Source organism: Bacillus cereus group sp. Bce041 (assembly GCF_052646455.1).
Genome location: NZ_JBQXON010000011.1, coordinates 36,888 through 56,852, shown reverse-complemented (window position 1 = coordinate 56,852; position 19,965 = coordinate 36,888). Strand labels below are relative to the sequence as shown.

Here is a 19,965-nt window from a genome sequence, read left to right as displayed (position 1 = left end):
CTTTTCTTCCTTGCTCGAATATATAAAATAAAAAAGGGAGAATCCCATGAAGCGAAACACATACATCGATTTCCTAGCTTATTACGGAATAGGAAGCGCTCATCCTGGTGGCTTTACGTTAACAAAACAATTGTTAGCACAACTGCCTTTTAAATATGGAGCGAATGTCCTTGAGATAGGTTGCGGTACGGGGAAAACAGCGGCATATATGACAAGGGAATTTGGTTATAAAGTAACAACGGTTGAAAAGAATGAAATTATGATTCAAAAGGCAAAAGATAGATGGTTGTTTGAAGGGTTAGATATACAATTAATTGAAGGAAATGTGGAGCATTTACCGTGTTTGAATAACTCATTTGAGTTCGTACTTGGAGAATCAATCATCGCTTTTACAGACAAAGAAAGGGTTATCTCGGAATGTTATCGTGTATTACAGCAGGACGGTAAGCTTGTTGTCATTGAAATGATTATTGATAGGCACATTGATAAGGGTGAGGAAGAAAAAATCGCCCAATTATATGGTATGAAAGAATTATTAACTGAGAATGAGTGGGTACAATTATTTCAGAAAGCAAATTTTAAAAGAATTACAATTGCTGGCGGTGGCACGATTGCAGAAACGATCTCTGGCTATGTAGAAGAGCCAGAATGGAATGTATCCTCACATATTCCGAATGAGTTATATGAGGCGTGGGTACAGCATGAAAATATACGGCTTATGTACCAACACATTTTAGGGCATCGTATTTTTATATGTGAAAAATAAAGAAAAAGAGTTGGCTAAAGGTAGCCAACTCTTTACTATGTTAAATGAAAAATAATGCAGCTAATGTAATTCCGAAGATGAAACCAAATCCGAGTTCAACACCCCAGCCACAACCGCCGCCTCCCCAGCCACCGCAACCACAACTACTACAACCACGACCACCACATCCGCAGCTGCTGAATCCACCACCGCATCCGAATCCACAACTATCACACCTGCTAAGGCCTCCACAAAGGTCACAACCACCGTTTGCATAAGCGTCATAGTAGCCGAATCCTGAATCAAAAGATGAGCGCTGTTGCACCGGTTCAATCCATACAGAGCTTTGTGTCACATCGATTATTTTCCCTAAATGTATACGGCCATCACGGTCTTCAATCCGAACAACTTTTCCGAAGTAACGTCGGCATGTATCATAACATTTTTGTCTATGCATGTTCTTTCCTCCTTCCGCATTACAGTAATACGATATGTAAGGGGGACAAGTGCGGCTTGTACGAATGCCCTATCTATCATAATTGTTATAGGAAAGGGGAAATATAAGAAGAGGATATATAAGGAGGAAAAGGCATGAAATCTACAGATCAGTTTCAGACATACGAAGTACCGTGGGAAGAATTTATTGAAGCGTTGCGAGAGGAAATGAAGAAGCAAGTAGGGGCAGATATTATTGATACAGTAGTTTGCAATTTAGAAGATGGTTTTGAAGTGTATACATATGTGCAGGGGGATTTAGATTTTGAATATAAGGAAGCGCTTGAGAGAAAATACGGAAGTGATGCGAAGACACCTAATGTGTTAACGATAATGTTATTAGCTAGTATTTATAATACAAGTGAAGAGAATATACGCTTGCATGCGGATCATAAAGAGAATCCGATTGTTGAAGTGTATGTAAAGCAAGGAAACACGCTGTGAAAGGCGTGTTTTTTAATTGTATGATAAAATATTAGAAAATTAAGAAAGAAGGTGATGAATTGGGAATTAAACATCTTAATTTAACAGTTGCAGATGTAGTAGCTGCAAGAGAGTTTTTAGAAAAGTATTTTGGCTTAACTTGTAGTGGAACAAGGGGGAATGCCTTTGCAGTTATGCGTGATAATGATGGATTTATACTAACGTTAATGAAAGGAAAAGAAGTTCAGTATCCAAAAACATTTCATGTAGGATTTCCACAAGAAAGTGAAGAACAAGTAGATAAGATAAATCAAAGATTGAAGGAAGATGGATTTTTGGTCGAGCCTCCTAAGCATGCCCATGCGTATACGTTTTACGTTGAAGCACCTGGTGGATTTACAATAGAAGTGATGTGTTAAGTTAAAAATCAAACTTTTTGTCATGTGTTTTTAAAATAAAAAGTAGGAAAAGTCTGTTTTAAGCGTGGAGCTTAAACAGGCTTTTTTACTTATATAATTGGATAGAGAATGCTAGAAGGAATATTACCAAGTGTATGATCTGTTTACATAATAAAGTTATGGTGGGTTAGTTGTCCTAAAATACAAGTCATATATCTTGTTTCCTCTCATAAATTTAAACATAGGAATTTGTCTACAAAGGTGGCGAAGCCTCATCATGAAAATTCGAATTTGTGCCACATTCATGTTGTTTCTATTTATATGGTTACATCCTTTTTGGACTTTTGCAAAAGGAGAGGAGGCAAAGGAAAGGGTCGTTTCACTTGTATATGATGATTCGGGCAGCATGAGAAATAACGATCGCTGGAAATATGCCAATTATGCTTTGCAAAGTTTAGTTGCGCTATTAGATGAAAAAGATAAATTTTCTTACGTTCCAATGAGTAAGCCGAATGATCCATTAAACATTTCGTTAGCGAAGGATAAGAGACAAATGGAAATTGAGGGAATTGGAGCGTGGAAAACGTATTTAAATACTCCGTTTAGCGCAGTAGAAACGGCGATGCAATCTATAAAAAAGGAAGCAGATATAGATGGGAAGCGTGAATTTTGGCTTATTGTCTTAACTGACGGGGCATTTAATGATTTAGAGAAAGATAAGGTTGGCGGAAAAGAACAAATTTTGCAGAAATTAGCCCAGTTTAAGAAAGAAATGGATACAAAAAAGATATCGTTACATCCAGTTTTAATTACGATGGAAGAAGATTTAGGACAACAAGAAAAAGAACAACTAAATACGTTCAAGGAAATATGGAAGAAAGAGATAAATGGTGTTACGATGCCGTCAAGCGGAGAAGATGGCATTGTAAAAAGTGTAAATCAAGTGGCAGCATTAGTTGCAAATCGTGATCCATTCTCCTCTGTTGAATCGATTGTAAAAACGAAAGTAGTGGGGAAAAGAGTAGAGATTACAACACCATTTCCGTTAAAGCGTATGACGCTTGTACGACAATCGCCTTCTCTGCCCGATTATCAGGTCACACAAATTTCTAAACCATTACAATTACAATCTTCTTTTTCCATACATGCACCAGGAGAAGCAAAATTGTTCGGAAATATAGTTCATATAAGTACGGAAAATGAGGAAGTTATTAAACCAGGAACTTATACGATAGAAGTGGATCAGGACATTGAGAAAGAAGGACTACAAGTATTAGTTGAACCAGCGCTTAATTATACGGTTTCTACTTATGACAAAGATGATAGTAGTCAAAAAAATGTAGAGAAAATGTACGAAGGTGTTACTGCTGTTATTGAAGCAAAGCCTACGGAGTTGCCAGTTCAGTCTTCTTACTTTCAGGCAGAAGTAGAAATAGATGGAAAACAATATGCAATGAAGTGGAACGATAAAAGGCATGTGTTTTATTACGAAACGAAGCTTGGTAAAGGGTTAGTACGCGGGAAAGTTCATATGAATATAAAGGGGTTTTATAGACAGACGAAAGAATTTAAAATTGAAACAGCTGAGAAACCGAAATTATCACTTCAAACTGTTACAAAAGATTATGAAGAAAAAGTGACAAATTTAGAGAATAGTAAACCATTTGTTTTACAACCACAGTTAGATGGTAAGTTAATGACAGAAGAAGCTGTAAAAAAACTATTAAAATCTACTGGTGTCACATCTAAACAATCAATCAATTATGAAATAAAGCAACATGGAAATCAAATCTATGTTTATCCTCGTCCCTATTACTCCGACACATTTAATTTTACAGATACCGGCACCGTAGAAGCTACCATCGTAATGCAGGATTCAAAGTTACAAGAAGTAAAGAAAAACATAACATTCCATATTCAAGATGCTCTGTTTTATGAAAAATATGCGCTTATTTTTAAGTTTGTCATTCCTATCACTTTATTACTGCTAGTAGTAGGAATCATTGTTTTAGGATGGATTGTTCGGCCAAGATTTCACCGGAAAGCACTACTGTATTATGAATGGGATCAAGAGGTAGCGAAAGATTGGCTATATCAATCTGAACCAGAATTACTTCGAAATAAATGGTGGAACCATTATTTTGGTATCCCATTTAGAGCAGAAAGAAAAACCGTGCAATCCGTTACGTTTATAGCGAAGAAAGGTTCGAAATCTGTCTTTGTAGCGAAAGAATCACAAGTAGTTGGAATGATTATTGATGGAATGTTTATAACAGAGGATGAAGTAGGAATGGAACATAAGACACTATATCCAAATGAACTTTTACTAATTGATAGGGGATATGGTAAAGAGATTTACAAGTACGAATGTGAATAGTAGGTAGGGATAAGAAGGGGATGGAGTATTGATCCTCTTTCCCTTTTTTCAAACAAGCAAGAATAGGAAGGTGGTTCACATGACATTACAAGTTCCAACAATATTAATTGGTTTAGGTGGAATCGGTAGTACTGTGACGCATCAAATATATGAAAAACTGCCTGAAGAGCGCCGGAAAAAGGTAGCAATGCACGTATTTGATACAGATGTGAATACATTAAGTAAATTCGATCATATTCGAAAGTTTAAGACACAAACAAGTTCTAGTAAAACGCCTAGGGAGTATATTGCGGGAGATCCAACGATCCCAGAGTGGTTTCCGATGGATCCGACTATACTTGATAAACCATTAACAGAAGGAGCAGGACAGTTACGCGTCATTTCACGTTTAGCGTTACGTGCTGCGATGAAAGAAGATAAATTGACGTCTTTTTGGCAAGAAATCGAGAAAATCTTTCCGGTTACAAGTGATCAAACGGAATATGGTGTGCGTGTCATTATAGTAACATCACTAGCAGGCGGAACAGGTTCAGGGATGTTTCTGCAAATTGCTTTATATTTACGTGAAATGCTTCGGAAGAAATTGCAGCATCATAACATTTTAATACGCGGTGCGTTTTTAATGCCGGATGTTTTAGTAAAGACGAGAACGGTTAGCGCGAAAGAATTTGAAACGGTGCAAGCAAATGGCTATGCATCGTTAAAAGAATTACATGCTATTACGCTCGGGTCTACTGGAGAATTATCAAAACGCGGCGGTGTAACAATTGAATTAGAGTATCGCCCTGATCAAGTAGATGAAGACGGAAGAACGAATCATACAATTAAACAACATCATTTACCTTACAATTATTGTTTCTTATACGATTACGAAAACCTACATGGACACCATTTACACAATTTATCAGACTATATGGAACAGATGGCAAATACAATTTATTTACAGTTATTTAGCCCGATGTCCACAAGTCATTTTGCACAGGAAGACAATCAAATTCAGCAATTAGCAGAATCAAGCGGAAAAGGACGATATTGCGGGGCAGGAACGGCAAAACTCATTTATCCATATGAACATGTGTTAAAATATTGTGCTTTAAAATGGGCTGTGCAAGGTTTAGATGAATCGTGGCTTCATTTAGATCAACTGTTTCAAGAGAAGAAGCAAAGATACGATCAAGATGTAAAACGTGGGATGCAACGTGAAAAGCCGGAGAGAGGTAAAAGTTATTTAGAGGACTTGGAGCATCTTGCTACCCGTCCAGAGCAAGCTCATATTTTCTATAGACAAATGTACAATGAAACACGTGAAGGAGCAGAGGGTGGTAAGCTCGGAGTTGCGAAATCAAAACTGTTTTTAGAAGCTGTAGAAAGTTATGTACAACGAACGGTGCAAAAAGATGAGGAATTAAATCGTCTGCAACATGAGTGTAAAATTTCAGCTACGAAACTGAAAATGATGGAACAAATGAAGGGTGAAGTGGCAAGAGTGGATCATGCGGTTCGTTTATATGCGTATGCGATTCCGAGCCGGGTACATGAACATGTAACGACACTTTTATATGACATGATTGAATCAGACCGCTTTTCACCAAGTGGTTCTGAAGGACAGTCCTATCAATTAAATACATGGTTTTTAAAGAAAACAGATCCCGTTCACCCAGTAGCAGCACGTTTTATGTTATATGAAATTCGAAAGCAGTTAGTAGAAAAAATGAATCGACTACATGAAAATAATGAACAAAAGCGTAATGTAATTCAAAATTACGATAAAAAATTTAATGTGGGTAATATTGATGGAACGGTAACGGCTGTACGCCGAGTAGAAATTGCTCAACAACAAGGCTGGTTCGGAAAAATGATTAATAATCAGCAACGTTTATTCAAAAGAGAATTTGAAGACATCGTAACGCAATATGTACACAAATTAAATGAATATCGAAAAGAAATGCTATTAGAACTTGTATATCAATCGCTATATCAAGCAGTTAATAAAATGATTCAATATTGGGAAAGATTTTTTGATAATTTACATGAAACACGTGAAAATTTACTGTTCGAAATTCAAAAACGAAGCAAGGAATTTGAAGGAAAAACAAACCCAACGAATGTATACGTATTAGCTGAAGAGAAGTTGCAAGAAAAGATATGGCAAGATATGCAGCAACATTTAAATTTAGGTGTACTACCGAAAGATATATCAGCGGAAATTTATATGAGTTTGTACGGGGAATATTGTCGTGATGCGAAAACAGAAGAGATTCAGTCGAAAAAGGTAGAGGATTTCTACCGAGAACATATACTGAGCTATTGTTATGACGAACTGCAAGTACGCTATCGTGATAAATTAGAACTGAATATTATTGAAGCGTTGCGAAAAGAAGCAGATTATAAGAAACGTGATCGCGATGAATACGTTCGTGAAAAAATTGAAGACCTGTTCCATTTAGCGAGTCCATTCGTTCCGAAAGTTGCTCATCATAGGGAATTACAATATTGGGGTATACATCCTTCTTTAAAGAAAGAGTTGCAAGAGGAATTAATTCAAGAAATGTTTAAAGAAAAAGATACAGTACATGAAGCCTTTTCGCCATTTGAAGTGATCTGTTATCGAGCGCATTACGGCTTATCGCTGCAAGACTTTCCTAAATTATCATCAGGACATATTTCAAATGGATTTATGAATGATAAAGGTGACTATTTCCAATCGTATTATCGCCGTGTAAACAAATTAAATAGTAAAAAATCTAGTTTAACGCCGCATTTAGATAAGTATTGGCACTTACCAGCCTTTATGCCAGATTTAAACGCGACTCAAACAAAATTAGATTATGATAAATGTAATCGTGCATTACTATACGCATATATGTATCGCTGGATTAGTTTAGTTGCTGTTGATGGACAGTTTGTGTATCAATATAACGGTGTAGGACGTAGCTTTTTAATTCAGTCGATGGGGAAAAATATTTCAAGCGAAAGTTATAAATTACACAGAGCGTTGCTTCATAATCCGTTTATTTATGAAAACATCTTGTCACGATTTGAAGAAGAGCAAGAAAAGGCGATGATACAAGGTGGACATTTATATACACATCCGTTCGTATTAGGAGCCCAAGATGTAAGATGGCTTAGAAAAGAACATGTCCACAATCTTTTAGATATGATTTTAATGTATGACCGTGAAGCGAAGTATGATCCGACGTTAGAAGAAACATCAGATGAATTATTAAGACTATTCCTTGATGAAATCGAGTTGTATTTCCAGAGCTATTACGGTACAGGTGCCGATATGGTGGCAAAGAAAGAGAAAGAAATGTTTATTAAACAATTGTGGGATCGCTCGCATGCAAAAGGATATGTAGATCCAAATAGCGCTCCGTATAAAAAATGGCAAAATTTATTAGGTGTTCAAGATGAAGAAGAAATGTCAAAAACGAATGTATAATGAATGAAAAGGGAATCCTTAAAAGTGGCAAGACAACTTTAGAAAAGAGGGATTCTGATGCCGTTTTTAGGAAGTGTATATCAAATATTTGGGTTATATCCGGAACTTTATTATGGGATGATTTCAGCGGAGCTGCAAGAGGAAGCTCAGAAGGAGCATCTTGAAACTAGTAGTGCAGAAGCTGAAGCGGAAGAATAAAAAAAGTGCAGATGAAAATCTGCACTTTTTTGTTAGTATTAAAATGGTAAAATAACCTCAAATGAATTATTATTTTTAAATAATAATTCATTTGAGGTTATTATGATTTTCATTGCATTGTATGCAATGAAAATTGTATGAAAATCAATGTAATAAAATGTGTATGAATATTAAGGTGGAAAACAACAATGTTTTTGAGAAAATAATTATGTATAAAAATAACATTTGATACATAATCAACCGATTATTTTTGATTGATTTATTATTGACAATATAATTAATTGTATAATAAATTCAATCAGCATTCTTAATGGTTTTTTTGTACCATTAATATTTTGAAAATTCAATATGTCATAAGGAGATTGATTTTTCTGTTTTTTTAAGTGGGTTACTAAGTCTATAGGGGAAGTGAACTATGTATATTTTTATTTTTAAAATAGAACAGTAATAAAGAATGTAACAAGTAAGAGATAAACTTGAAAAAGAGGTTTCAAAGAATGAGTCTTTTCATAAAGAAAGCAATGGATGAAGAAAAGAAAAAAGTATTGAATCAAACTTTAGGAGCGATTGATCTAACTCTTTTAGGAATTGGAGCAATTATTGGTACAGGTATTTTCGTATTAACTGGTATTGTAGCAGCGAAACATGCTGGTCCAGCGATTGTATTATCTTTTGTATTAGCGGCAATTATATGTGCATGTGTAGCTTTCTGTTATGCTGAATTTGCATCTACAGTTCCAGTTTCGGGAAGTGTATATTCATATACATATATGACACTAGGTGAGATTTTTGCATTTATAGTTGGCTGGTGTGTTATGCTGGAGTATTTATTAGCGACTTCTGCGGTTGCAGCAGGCTGGTCAGCATATTTTCAGTCATTGCTACTAGGTTTTAATATTCACATTCCTACGATTTTTGCTTCGGCACCAGGAATGGGGAAGGGTGGAATCATTGATTTACCAGCAGTTCTTATTATTTTAGTTGTTACATTTTTATTAAGCCGTGGTGCAAAAGAAAGTGCACGAATAAATAATATAATGGTTATTATTAAACTGGCTGTTATTGTAGGATTTATTGTTGTAGGGACACAATATGTAAGACCAGAGAATTGGCAACCATTTCTACCGTTTGGTTTTCACGGTGTGGTAGGAGGCGCTGCTACTGTATTTTTTGCTTTTTTAGGATTTGATGCAGTTGCAACAGCCGCAGAAGAAGTGAAGCGTCCACAACGTAACGTGCCAATTGGGCTACTTGTTTCCTTGTTCATTTGTACGGTTCTATATGTAGGTGTTTCATTCGTGTTAACTGGAATGGTTCCGTTTACGGAATTAAATGTTGCTGATCCGGTTGCATATGCGTTGCGCACTGTAGGAGAAGATAGAATTGCTGGGTTGTTATCGGTCGGAGCGATAGCAGGGCTAACAACAGTTCTGTTAGTAGCTATGTTTGCATTTGTTCGTGTATCTTACTCGATGAGTCGAGATGGATTGTTACCAAAAAGACTTTCAAGTGTTCATAAACGTTTACAAACTCCATTTTTTAATACATGGGTTACAGGTATACTAGCAGCTTTATTAGCGGGATTAGTGGATTTGAATTTATTAGCTAATTTAGTGAATATGGGAACGATAACAGCGTTTGTGTTTGTATCTATAGCTGTCATTGTATTAAGAAAGACACATCCTAATATGAAGAGGCCATTCCGTGCTCCTCTAGTACCTTTTTTACCTATCGTTTCGATAGTAAGTTGTATATATTTAGCTTTGAACCTTTCTAAGCTTACTTTAATTAGTTTTGTTGCATGGATTATAGTAGGTGTTTTCATATATTTTGTATATGCTAAAAAACATAGTAATGTTAGAAATAGAAATAAAGTATAGTCCATTGAAATAATACTTGTAATGGAAATGAAAACACGCTACTTATTCATATAAGAACAAGTAGCGTGTTTTTTCTATTTAATAATCCCATTTTCTAAAATTTTAATAGTTGGTGCCACTTTCACATTAGCTTTTGAAAAGGCACTCGGCCAATCATCTTCAACTTGTTTCCATTCTTTATATTGAAACGCTCTCGCATAATCACCAAATCCGAATGGATCAAGTTGCTGTTTTTGAATGTTGTGGATTAAATCGTTCAAATCTTTGTTTAGTTGTTTTGTAATAAGAGAAGTTAATTTCTTTCTATCTTTGTCTATATCCATATTGAATGTAAGTTCAGAGACAGCAATTTTTAAATCCATTTTAACATGAAATTTGAAGTGGTTATCGCTATAATCTGTATGGATATCACGATTCATGCTAAGAACATTTATTGTTACGAAATCGCCGCCATCGGTATCTTTTAAATCACTATTACTTTCAACTGAAGTAGAAGGGATTTTCAATGTAAGCGAAACCGGTGTATTCGCTTTCTTTTGTAACAAAAGAAGAAGGGCGCTTTCATAACGATTTAATGACATTTTATAAATTCCGCGAGAAGTTAATAGCGCGGAACCAGTAACGATAACATCCTTTTTACCTTTTTTTATTTCTGAAATAGCAGGTGTTATACCTTTATTAAACGTTTGCCTGTGAAATTCATGGAATGTCGTAAAAACGGTCCGATTGTACAGTTTGTTCGTATTAATTAAATCTGTTAAATACTCGGGAAGGGCAGGCTTATCTTTAAAGTTATTATATATAACTGAAGAAATTGGACCGTCTACTGCAACCATGCGCATGTTTCCAGTGTTTTTAGGATCACGATACCAAACATCAAGGTAAGGCATAGCCCCTTCTTGTTTTAAAAAATTTGTGCTAAATAAAATGAGCTGTAACTTTTCTGTAGATACTAAACCGCCACTTGAGCTATTAAACGTTGCTTTTGCTTCTCGAGGTGTACGTACTTTCGCTTCATGTGTTTCGTACTTTTTTTCTACGTCTTCATTAAAAATAGGATTCACGTGGTACACAATTAATTTTCCTTTTGCTTTTGCGTCAAAGCCGTAAATTAATGAAATCGATTGTTTTTCTAAGTCGAGTCGATCTCCACAGCCTGTTAAAAAGGTTATGAGAAAGTAAAGTATAGTGAAATGAATAAAGCGCCTCATTTAAACTCTTCTCCTTTTCCAATGCTGATAAAGTGTCATGTATAAGAGAAATACGACTGGGAATAGAAAAACGATAAAATAACTAGCAGTTCCCCAAAATTCCCGCAACGCACTTATCTGATAAGAAGAAGGGATATAAAAGAATAAGATGAAAATACACCCGAATAATAAAACATAAATAGGTAATGAACTGCCTTTTTTGTTAAGAAATTGATTAATTCCATCTGAAGCAGTGAAAATATAAGGAATACAGGAATCAAAAATAATAAAGAGATAAAATGACAAAAAGATAATTTCAAATCGCTCAAGAAATGAGAAGTGAAACGGTGTAACAAGAGAAAGAGTCGGCCATAAAAACTTTGTTATACCATCTGGACTAAAATAAACAAAAGAGACAAAGGTGACTTGAAGATAAATAAATAGCGTAATCAAATTCGCAAGAACAATTCCTTTTTTTGCAGATGATTTATTACTGAGATAAGGATAAAGGACAAATGCAAACTCAAATCCGAGAAACGCAATGATAGTTGATTTTACTGTGTTTAAAACTGGTATCCAGCCTTCTTTAAGAAGAGGAAGAAGATAAATCCAATGCCCATCTTTAAGCGGAATAAACAATAGAAAAGGCATCCATAGTGTGAAAAATACAGTGAAAACAGCATAGCGACTTATAATAAGAACGCCTTTACATGCTAGCATTAACATTGGAATAGATAGTAAAATCATAATTAAAAACATTGGAGTTCTAGGTAAAATCCAAATGTGAATAACGTATAAGAGGGAAAAAATTAAGGAAATAGCTGCAAGGACAGCATATAAAATCCAAAAAATCATTCCTACTCTTCCTAGCCACTTCCCAAGATAACGAGTTAGCACATCGAGTAAAGTATATCCAGGATGCTTTTCCATAATTTTCACAATACATAAACTGACTAAAGTAGTGAGAGCACATCCAATAATAATAGACATCCAGCCATCTGTATTTGCCCCTTGTGCAACTTCACGCGGAAGTGTAAGGACACCGAATCCTACTTGAACACCACTAATCGTTAAAATGTATTGAAATAAACTAATCTCCCTCTTTGCACGTTTTGTCACTTATTATCCTCCTTTTCCTCAACATCTCTTTGCCGGTTATCTTGTTTTAATTGTAGAGATAGTGGCCGTTTCTTCATAATTTTCCATGGGAAACGTACAAGGGTATCTTTTAAATCCGAAGCAAATAACGGAGAAAAAGGACTACCATAAGGAACACCGAGAGATTCCATAGAAAGTATATGAATAATAATGATCGCCATCCCAACCATAATTCCAATGACGCCAAATAAAGAGGCGGCTATCATCATTGGGAATCGAAGAAGCCGAATTCCTGCTGACATTTCTAAGTTAGGAATAATGAAGGAGGCAACCGCAGTAATTGATACGACGATAACCATAACGTTACTAACAATCCCAGCTTGAACGGCAGCTTGTCCAATTACAATTCCTCCTACGACGCCGATTGTTTGCCCAACAGGTCCAGGAAGCCGAATCGCTGCTTCTCGGAGCATTTCGAGAACTAATTCCATTAATAAAGCTTCTAATATGGGAGGAAAAGGAATTTTGGCTCGAGATTCTCCAATCGTTAACAACAATTTGAGCGGAATCACTTCATAATGGAAGGAAATCATAGCAATATAAAGAGCAGGAGCAAATATTGCAATAAATAGCCCAGTGAAACGAAGGAGTCGTATAAAAGATGGAATCATAGGTCTGAAGCTGTAATCATCTATCGTCTGAAAAAAGGATGAAAAGGTCATAGGTCCTATTAATACGCCTGGTGAGCGATCTACAACAACGGCAATTCGCCCATCAAGAATATGATGTGCTGTTGTGTCGGGGCGTTCAGTTATTGATAATTGCGGAAAGAGAGTAAATGAATTATCTTCAACAACCCCCTCTAATTCACCAGTAGTAAGAATCGCATCAACTTTTACTGACTCGATACGGGATGCCATTTCTTTTACGACATTTTCGTTCGCAACATCTGCTAGATAAAGCAAAAAAACCTTTGAAGTAGCTCGTTCACCAACAGTGAATTCCTTCACTTTCAGTTCGCGATTTGGAATATATCGACGAATAAGTGCAAGGCTGTCGCTCGCTACTTCATTAAATCCTTCGTGTGAGCTTTTTATGGAGCTCTCTGTTGTAGGTTCTTCAATACTCCTTTTTGGTGCCGCTTGCGTATCGAGCTCTAAAGCGGATAGTTGTCCGTTTATAAATAAAATACTTTTGCCGTGTAAAAGAGATTGTTCAATGTCTGTCCACTGTTGAACTTTTTTAATATTTCCGATAGAAACAGAGGCTTTCCAAAAATCGTCTTCATTCCACTCTTTAAATAAGAGAGGACGAAGAATGTTTACGTTAATAACAGTTTTGTCTACAAGTCCTTCCATATATATGAGTGCAGCTTCCTGTCCGTTTTTTAATGGAAAAGTGCGTGTTATTAATTCTGGAATACCGCTAAACAGTTTGGACAAGTGCTTTAAATTAAGGGAAAGGGAAGAAGAGATAGATTTATTTAATGCGTAATCAGCTTGCTCTTGGGTAGAAAGAGATTTTTCACCACGAATCCATTTATTAAAAGACCCCATTTGTTCGCTTACTCCTTGTTATGTTTTATCCCGATTGGTGAGGGCTGATAATCAGTGGGGGATGAAGAAAACCCCCCACTGATTAAAGTTTCACTTTATATGGGTTATTATGGATAGTTACAAGCTGACATATGCGTAGTTTAAATTTTATATTGTATATTTTTAACTTTAACGCTATAATTATAGTGTTAAAGATGGAATCGTGATATGACCTGTTATGACTCTATCGTTTTATTTATGAATAAATGGATTGGTATTTTAGCAAGATGTGCTAATAAACTACTCCACCATGATAATAACGTGCCGAAATGTGGTGCGTATATTTTCGTGGTGGAGTTTTTTTATTCTCAAAAAGGGGGAAAGACCATGAATAACAACATGGTTCATATTACAATTGACGGAAAAAAGTATACAGCGGAGCCCGGTTCAACGATATTGGGTGTTATTAATGAGAACGGGATTGAACATCCGCAAATTTGTTACGTGCCAGAAGTAGATCCTATTCAAACATGTGACACTTGTATTGTAGAAGTTGACGGAAAGTTAATGCGTTCTTGTTCGACGATAGCAACGGAAGGTATGAACATTGAACGTGCTTCTGTTCGCGCAAAAGAAGCACAAACAGAGGCGATGGATCGGTTACTAGAAAATCATTTATTATACTGTACAGTATGTGACAACAACAATGGGAACTGTAAACTGCATAATACAGCAGAATTAATGGAAATTGAACATCAAAAATATCCGTATGAACCGAAAGTAGATGTAAGTGAAGTTGATATGACGCATCCGTTTTATCGCTATGATCCTAATCAATGTATTGCATGCGGTCAATGCGTTGAGGTGTGTCAAAACTTACAAGTAAATGAAACGTTATCGATAGACTGGGAAGCGGAACGCCCACGAGTTATTTGGGATGAAGGAGTAAATATTAATGATTCTTCATGCGTTAGCTGTGGTCAATGTGTAACGATTTGTCCTTGTAACGCTTTAATGGAGAAAACGATGCTCGGTGAAGCTGGATTTATGACGGGATTAAAACCAGATATTCTTGAACCGATGGTAGATTTAATTAAAGAAGTTGAGCCTGGATATAGCGGTATTTTTGCGGTATCAGAAGTGGAAGCGGCCATGCGTGATACTCGTACGAAGAAAACGAAAACAGTATGTACATTTTGTGGTGTAGGTTGTTCGTTTGAAGTGTGGACGAAGGGGCGTAAAATTCTTAAAGTACAGCCATCTTCAGATGCACCAGTTAACGCAATTTCCACTTGTGTAAAAGGGAAATTTGGTTGGGATTTCGTAAATTCTAAAGAACGAATAACAAAACCTTTAATTCGTAAAAATGGAACGTTTGTTGAATCTACATGGGAAGAAGCACTGAATGTAGTTGCAAATAAATTAGGCGCTATTAAAGAAGAGTACGGTAAAGGTTCTATCGGATTTATTTCTTCCTCTAAAATTACAAATGAAGACAATTATGTAATTCAAAAATTAGCTCGACAAGTATTTGGAACGAATAATATTGATAACTGCTCACGTTATTGCCAATCACCAGCAACGGATGGTTTGTTCCGTACAATTGGTATGGGCGGTGATGCCGGAACGATTAAAGATATTGCGCAATCTGGTCTTGTTATTATTGTAGGATGTAATCCGACAGAAGGTCATCCTGTTCTAGCTACACGTATTAAACGTGCACATAAATTACACGGACAAAAGTTAATTGTAGCTGATCTTCGTAAAACCGAAATGGCAGAGCGATCAGATGTCTTTATTAGTCCAAAACAAGGAACAGATCAAGTTTGGTTAATGGCTGTTACGAAATATATGATTGATCAAGGTTGGCATGATCAGGAATTCATTAATGAGAATGTAAACTTCTTTGAAGATTTCAAAGAAAGCCTAGAGGAATATACACTTGAATATGCAGAAGAAGTAACAGGCATTTCAAAAGAAACGCTTATTCAAATGGCTGGAATGATTCGTGATGCAGATGGTACATGTATCCTTTGGGGTATGGGGGTAACGCAAAATACAGGTGGTTCTGATACTTCCGCTGCAATTTCAAACTTACTTCTTGCAACAGGGAACTACCGTCGTCCAGGAGCAGGCGCATACCCACTTCGAGGCCACAATAACGTACAAGGTGCTTGTGATATGGGTACTTTACCAGGATGGCTTCCAGGATATCAGCACGTTACTAACGAAATGGAACGTGCGAAATTTGAAACTGCTTACGGAGTGAAAATTGATAGTGAACCAGGTCTTAATAATATCGAAATGCTTCACGCAATTGACGAAGGAAAAATGAAAGCAATGTATCTTGTCGGAGAAGATATGGCTCTTGTAGATTCTAATGCAAATCATGTACATGAAGTGTTATCGAGCCTTGATTTCTTCGTTGTGCAAGATGTTTTCCTTTCTAAAACTGCTCAATATGCAGATGTTGTATTACCAGCAGCGCCATCTCTTGAGAAAGAAGGTACTTTCACAAATACAGAGCGCCGTGTCCAAAGATTATATCAAGTTCTTCCTACGCTAGGAGATGCGAAACCAGACTGGTGGATCGTCCAGGAAGTTGCGAATAAACTAGGTGCAAACTGGAATTATAGCCACCCAAGTGAAATCTTTGCTGAGATGGCAAGTTTATCACCATTGTTCTCGCAAGCGAACTATGAAGTGCTTGAAGGATGGAACAGTTTCCATTGGGGAAGTTTTGATGGAACGAATACACCACTTCTGTTCCAAGACGGATTTAACTTCCCAGATAAAAAGGCTCGTTTTGCGATTGCTGACTGGGTACGTCCAGCTGAATTTCCAGCTGAGTTTGACCTTCACATTAACAACGGTCGTATGCTTGAACATTTCCATGAAGGGAATATGACAAATAAATCAACAGGTATTCAAACGAAAGTACCTGGTGTTTTCGTTGAAATCTCTCCAGACCTTGCAAAAGAACGTGGCGTAAAAACAGGTTCGTTAGTTCGTCTTGTCTCTCCTTTTGGAGCATTAAAATTACGTGCACTCGTTACAGATCGTGTAAAAGCGAATGAGTTATATTTACCGATGAACTCTACAGATAACGAAACGGCAATTAATTTCTTAACAGGTCCTGCTGTGGATGTACGTACGAATACACCTGCGTATAAACAAACAAAAGTACGTATGGAAGTATTAGAAGTTGATGGCGAAAATCCGATGCCAAAAGCGAACCCACGCAATAAAAAACGTCACCCTCAAGCTGGAATTGAGGTACATCGTAAGTGGGCACGTCCAGGGTATGTGCATTTAACGGATAAGTAGGAGGAGAAAACTATGGCTGCACCTATAAAAATGATTCAAAAACAAGAATTAACTGAGGAAGAAATAAAACAGCAAAAGTTAGATGATTTAAAAGAGCTTCTAACTAATAATGAAGAAGCTCTAAATCAGATGTTTAATATAGTAGGGGAATTAAATGACATTGGAATGCTAGAAGCTGCAAATTCAATGCTAAAAGCGAAAGAACCAATTGCGAAAATTGTTCTAGGTCAAGTAACTCGTGAGCCTGTTACAAATTTAATTAATAATATGATGGGCGCTGCAGGTGCGTTAACTGAACTTGACCCAGAACTTACGAAAAAGCTTATAGGTAGTTTATTAGTCGGGCTAGAAGAAGGTAATGAACATCTAGAAAGTAATAAAAAAGTAGGGGTATTCGATCTTATGAAAGTATTGAAAGACCCAGATATTAACCGTGCTATCGGGTTTGGGCTTCATTTCTTAAAAGGTATGGGGAAAGGGTTAAAAGACGAATAAACTTCATGAAGTGAACCTTTCCGCCCAAATATTTGTAGGAAATAGTTTGGGCGGAAGGCTCATTTTGGTAAAATATATAATAGAGTAAAATGAGGCTTTTGGGAGGTATAATTGTATGTCAAAAAAAGTACATGAATTTAATGATATGATACGAAAACTTCGAAAGGAACTTTTCGGAAAAGGACCAGAACGAATTCATACTGTTTTTGCGGAAAATATGGCTATAGCGACTCTTTATGGAAACTTAACACCTACTGAAAAATTTATTTCAAGTACGATGGACGGTGCGGAAATGGTTCATATGGCTAGAACGAAAATGATTCAAGAAGTGTATGCTGCGAATTCCCGTGAACATTTGGAGGAACTTGTTGGAGCGAAATTAGTGAATTTGTTTTCAGATATGAAAGTAGAAGAAGATATTGCAGTTTCTGTATTTGTTTTTGATAAAAATATAACGTGAGAGAAGGATACTGATCGTGAAACCGATACAGGTAGAAAGAGAAATCTTTCGTTATGAACAAGGAGCATTTAAACATATAGAGGACAGCATTGTAACAGAGTTTCCTGTCACCATTAAAATGAACGGACAGGAGTTTGTTACAATGGTTAGTACTCCAGAATATATAGAAGATATGGTAATAGGCTTCTTGGCGTCTGAAGGAATCATTCGGAAGTATGAAGACATTGATAGTGTATGGGTGCAGGAGAAAGAAGGATTTGTGCATATAACAACGACAAAAGTAAATCCGTATTATGAACAAATGCAAAATAAACGCTATATTACGTCTTGTTGTGGTATGAGTAGGCAAGGGTTTGTTTTTGCAAATGATGCACTAAGTGCAAAAAAAATGAAGGGTGTCCATGTACAGGTTGCTGCCGATGATTGTTTTCGGTTAATGAAAGAAATGCAGCAATCTGCGGATACGTTTCATCGTACTGGTGGGGTTCATAATGCAGCTTTATGTGATGTTAATGGTATTATTTTAAGCCGAATGGATATTGGTAGGCATAATGCACTAGACAAAATTTACGGTTATTGTTTAAGAAACGATATTTCTATAAAAGATAAAATCATTGTTTTTAGTGGTCGTATTTCTTCGGAAATATTATTGAAAGTTGCAAAAATCGGTTGTGAAATTATACTATCAAAATCAGCTCCAACTGAGTTAGCTTTGCAACTAGCGGAAGATTTAGGTATTACGACAATAGGATTTATTCGTAATCACTCCTTAAATGTATATACCCATCCAGAACGTGTTTTAAATATAAAATAAAAGTGAGGCAATGAAGATGAAATCAGTTACATTAGACAAGTTGCAACGTCCGTTAAAGGATTTACGTATTTCAGTTACTGATCGCTGTAATTTTCGCTGCCGATATTGTATGCCAGAAGAAATATTTGGTCCTGATTACTCGTTTTTGTCTAATGATAAAATTTTATCTTTTGATGAAATTGAAAGGATAACACGTATTTTCGTTTCTTTAGGTGTGAGAAAATTACGGATTACAGGCGGAGAACCGTTACTTCGAAGAGGGCTTCCAAAGCTTATTGAGCGCCTTAATAAAATTGATGGTGTAGAAGATATCGGTTTAACAACCAATGGATCGTTACTTAAAAAGTTTGCTCCTGATTTATATAAGGCGGGACTATCACGTGTAACAGTTAGCTTAGATTCCTTAGAAGAAGAGCGGTTTTTCTATTTAAATGGTAATAGGAGCAAAGTGCAAAGGGTTCTGGAAGGAATACAGGCTGCAGCTGAAGTTGGAATGAAAATTAAAATAAACATGGTCGTTCAAAAGGGAAAAAACGAACAGGACATTTTGCAGATGGCGCAATATTTTAAGGAAAATAAGCATATTCTTCGTTTTATTGAGTATATGGATGTTGGAAATTATAATGGTTGGGATTTAAAAGAGGTCGTCTCTAAACAAGAAATAGTAGATACGATTCATCAAGTTATGCCGTTAGAACGGATAGAAGCAAATTATTCTGGTGAAGTGGCTACTAGGTATCGTTATATAGGAAGCGATGAGGAAATAGGTATTATTTCATCAGTAACAGATTCTTTTTGCTCATCATGTACGAGAGCTCGTATTTCTGCAGAAGGAAAATTATATACTTGCTTATTTGCTTCTAAAGGAAATGATTTAAGAGAATTGCTTCGTTCTGAACATACAGATGAGGACATTACAGATGTAGTACGCGATATATGGAATAATAGGGAAGATCGTTATTCAGATGAACGCTTAAATCATACAAATAAGAAAACAATACCTAAAATTGAAATGTCACATATCGGTGGTTAATATATATAGCTAGCGTCATAGTGAAAAATGGAAAATTTACAAGAGTTGTGGATTT

At 36.2% G+C, this 19,965-nt stretch carries 16 protein-coding genes; 12 read left to right on the top strand and 4 right to left on the bottom strand.

What is annotated here, in order from left to right:
- Positions 1–46: 46 nt before the first annotated feature.
- The gene (locus ACUN13_RS24895; RefSeq protein ID WP_000828249.1) at positions 47–766 is read left to right on the top strand and encodes a class I SAM-dependent methyltransferase; all 720 of its coding nucleotides are present in this window, start codon (positions 47–49) and stop codon (positions 764–766) included.
- Between the two features lie 40 nt (positions 767–806).
- Here ACUN13_RS24895 and ACUN13_RS24890 read toward each other — a convergent pair whose 3' ends face one another.
- The gene (locus ACUN13_RS24890; RefSeq protein WP_000555000.1) at positions 807–1,202 is read right to left on the bottom strand and encodes a hypothetical protein; all 396 of its coding nucleotides are present in this window, start codon (positions 1,200–1,202) and stop codon (positions 807–809) included.
- Between the two features lie 134 nt (positions 1,203–1,336).
- Between ACUN13_RS24890 and ACUN13_RS24885 the strand changes: the two genes are divergently transcribed.
- The 6 genes from ACUN13_RS24885 (at position 1,337) to ACUN13_RS24860 (ending at position 9,958) form a co-directional block, all read left to right on the top strand.
- The gene (locus ACUN13_RS24885) at positions 1,337–1,684 is read left to right on the top strand and encodes a hypothetical protein (protein WP_000842902.1); all 348 of its coding nucleotides are present in this window, start codon (positions 1,337–1,339) and stop codon (positions 1,682–1,684) included.
- Between the two features lie 59 nt (positions 1,685–1,743).
- Entirely contained in the window at positions 1,744–2,082 is a 339-nt protein-coding gene (locus tag ACUN13_RS24880) for a VOC family protein (RefSeq protein WP_000511515.1), read from the top strand.
- A gap of 256 nt (positions 2,083–2,338) precedes the next feature.
- Entirely contained in the window at positions 2,339–4,438 is a 2,100-nt protein-coding gene (locus tag ACUN13_RS24875) for a vWA domain-containing protein (RefSeq protein WP_409531822.1), read from the top strand.
- A 79-nt stretch (positions 4,439–4,517) separates the two neighbouring features.
- Positions 4,518–7,880, top strand: a complete 3,363-nt coding sequence (locus ACUN13_RS24870) for a tubulin-like doman-containing protein (RefSeq protein ID WP_257115619.1) — start codon at positions 4,518–4,520, stop codon at positions 7,878–7,880.
- Between the two features lie 57 nt (positions 7,881–7,937).
- Positions 7,938–8,078 carry a hypothetical protein gene (locus ACUN13_RS24865; protein WP_001116194.1) on the top strand — a complete coding sequence of 47 codons (141 nt, stop codon included), beginning with the start codon at positions 7,938–7,940 and terminating at the stop codon, positions 8,076–8,078.
- 497 nt (positions 8,079–8,575) lie between these two features.
- A complete protein-coding gene (locus ACUN13_RS24860; protein ID WP_000051656.1) occupies positions 8,576–9,958 on the top strand; it encodes an APC family permease in 1,383 nt (460 codons plus the stop codon).
- A 74-nt stretch (positions 9,959–10,032) separates the two neighbouring features.
- Here ACUN13_RS24860 and gerSC read toward each other — a convergent pair whose 3' ends face one another.
- The 3 genes from gerSC to ACUN13_RS24845 are packed head-to-tail and all read right to left on the bottom strand — an operon-like array spanning position 10,033 to position 13,802.
- Positions 10,033–11,169 carry a spore germination protein GerSC gene (gene gerSC, locus ACUN13_RS24855; protein WP_001252213.1) on the bottom strand — a complete coding sequence of 379 codons (1,137 nt, stop codon included), beginning with the start codon at positions 11,167–11,169 and terminating at the stop codon, positions 10,033–10,035.
- Positions 11,170–12,267, bottom strand: a complete 1,098-nt coding sequence (locus ACUN13_RS24850; protein ID WP_000166517.1) for an endospore germination permease — start codon at positions 12,265–12,267, stop codon at positions 11,170–11,172.
- Positions 12,264–13,802, bottom strand: a complete 1,539-nt coding sequence (locus ACUN13_RS24845; RefSeq protein ID WP_445424004.1) for a spore germination protein — start codon at positions 13,800–13,802, stop codon at positions 12,264–12,266. The genes ACUN13_RS24850 and ACUN13_RS24845 overlap by 4 nt, the downstream gene beginning before the upstream one ends.
- Before the next feature lie 366 nt (positions 13,803–14,168).
- Here ACUN13_RS24845 and fdhF point away from each other — a divergent pair, with 366 nt between their 5' ends.
- From fdhF to moaA, 5 genes are all read left to right on the top strand, one after another.
- Positions 14,169–17,108 (top strand): formate dehydrogenase subunit alpha, encoded by a 2,940-nt coding sequence (gene fdhF, locus ACUN13_RS24840; RefSeq protein WP_001063638.1) that lies wholly within the window; start codon positions 14,169–14,171, stop codon positions 17,106–17,108.
- Positions 17,109–17,120: 12 nt separating this feature from the next.
- A complete protein-coding gene (locus tag ACUN13_RS24835) occupies positions 17,121–17,603 on the top strand; it encodes a DUF1641 domain-containing protein (RefSeq protein WP_000729897.1) in 483 nt (160 codons plus the stop codon).
- A gap of 115 nt (positions 17,604–17,718) precedes the next feature.
- Positions 17,719–18,063, top strand: a complete 345-nt coding sequence (locus ACUN13_RS24830; protein WP_000039582.1) for a DUF2294 domain-containing protein — start codon at positions 17,719–17,721, stop codon at positions 18,061–18,063.
- Between the two features lie 16 nt (positions 18,064–18,079).
- A complete protein-coding gene (gene fdhD, locus ACUN13_RS24825; RefSeq protein ID WP_000802683.1) occupies positions 18,080–18,877 on the top strand; it encodes a formate dehydrogenase accessory sulfurtransferase FdhD in 798 nt (265 codons plus the stop codon).
- A 16-nt stretch (positions 18,878–18,893) separates the two neighbouring features.
- On the top strand, positions 18,894–19,910 hold the full coding sequence (gene moaA, locus ACUN13_RS24820) for a GTP 3',8-cyclase MoaA (protein WP_000844124.1): 1,017 nt from the start codon (positions 18,894–18,896) through the stop codon (positions 19,908–19,910).
- The last annotated feature ends 55 nt before the right edge of the window (positions 19,911–19,965 follow it).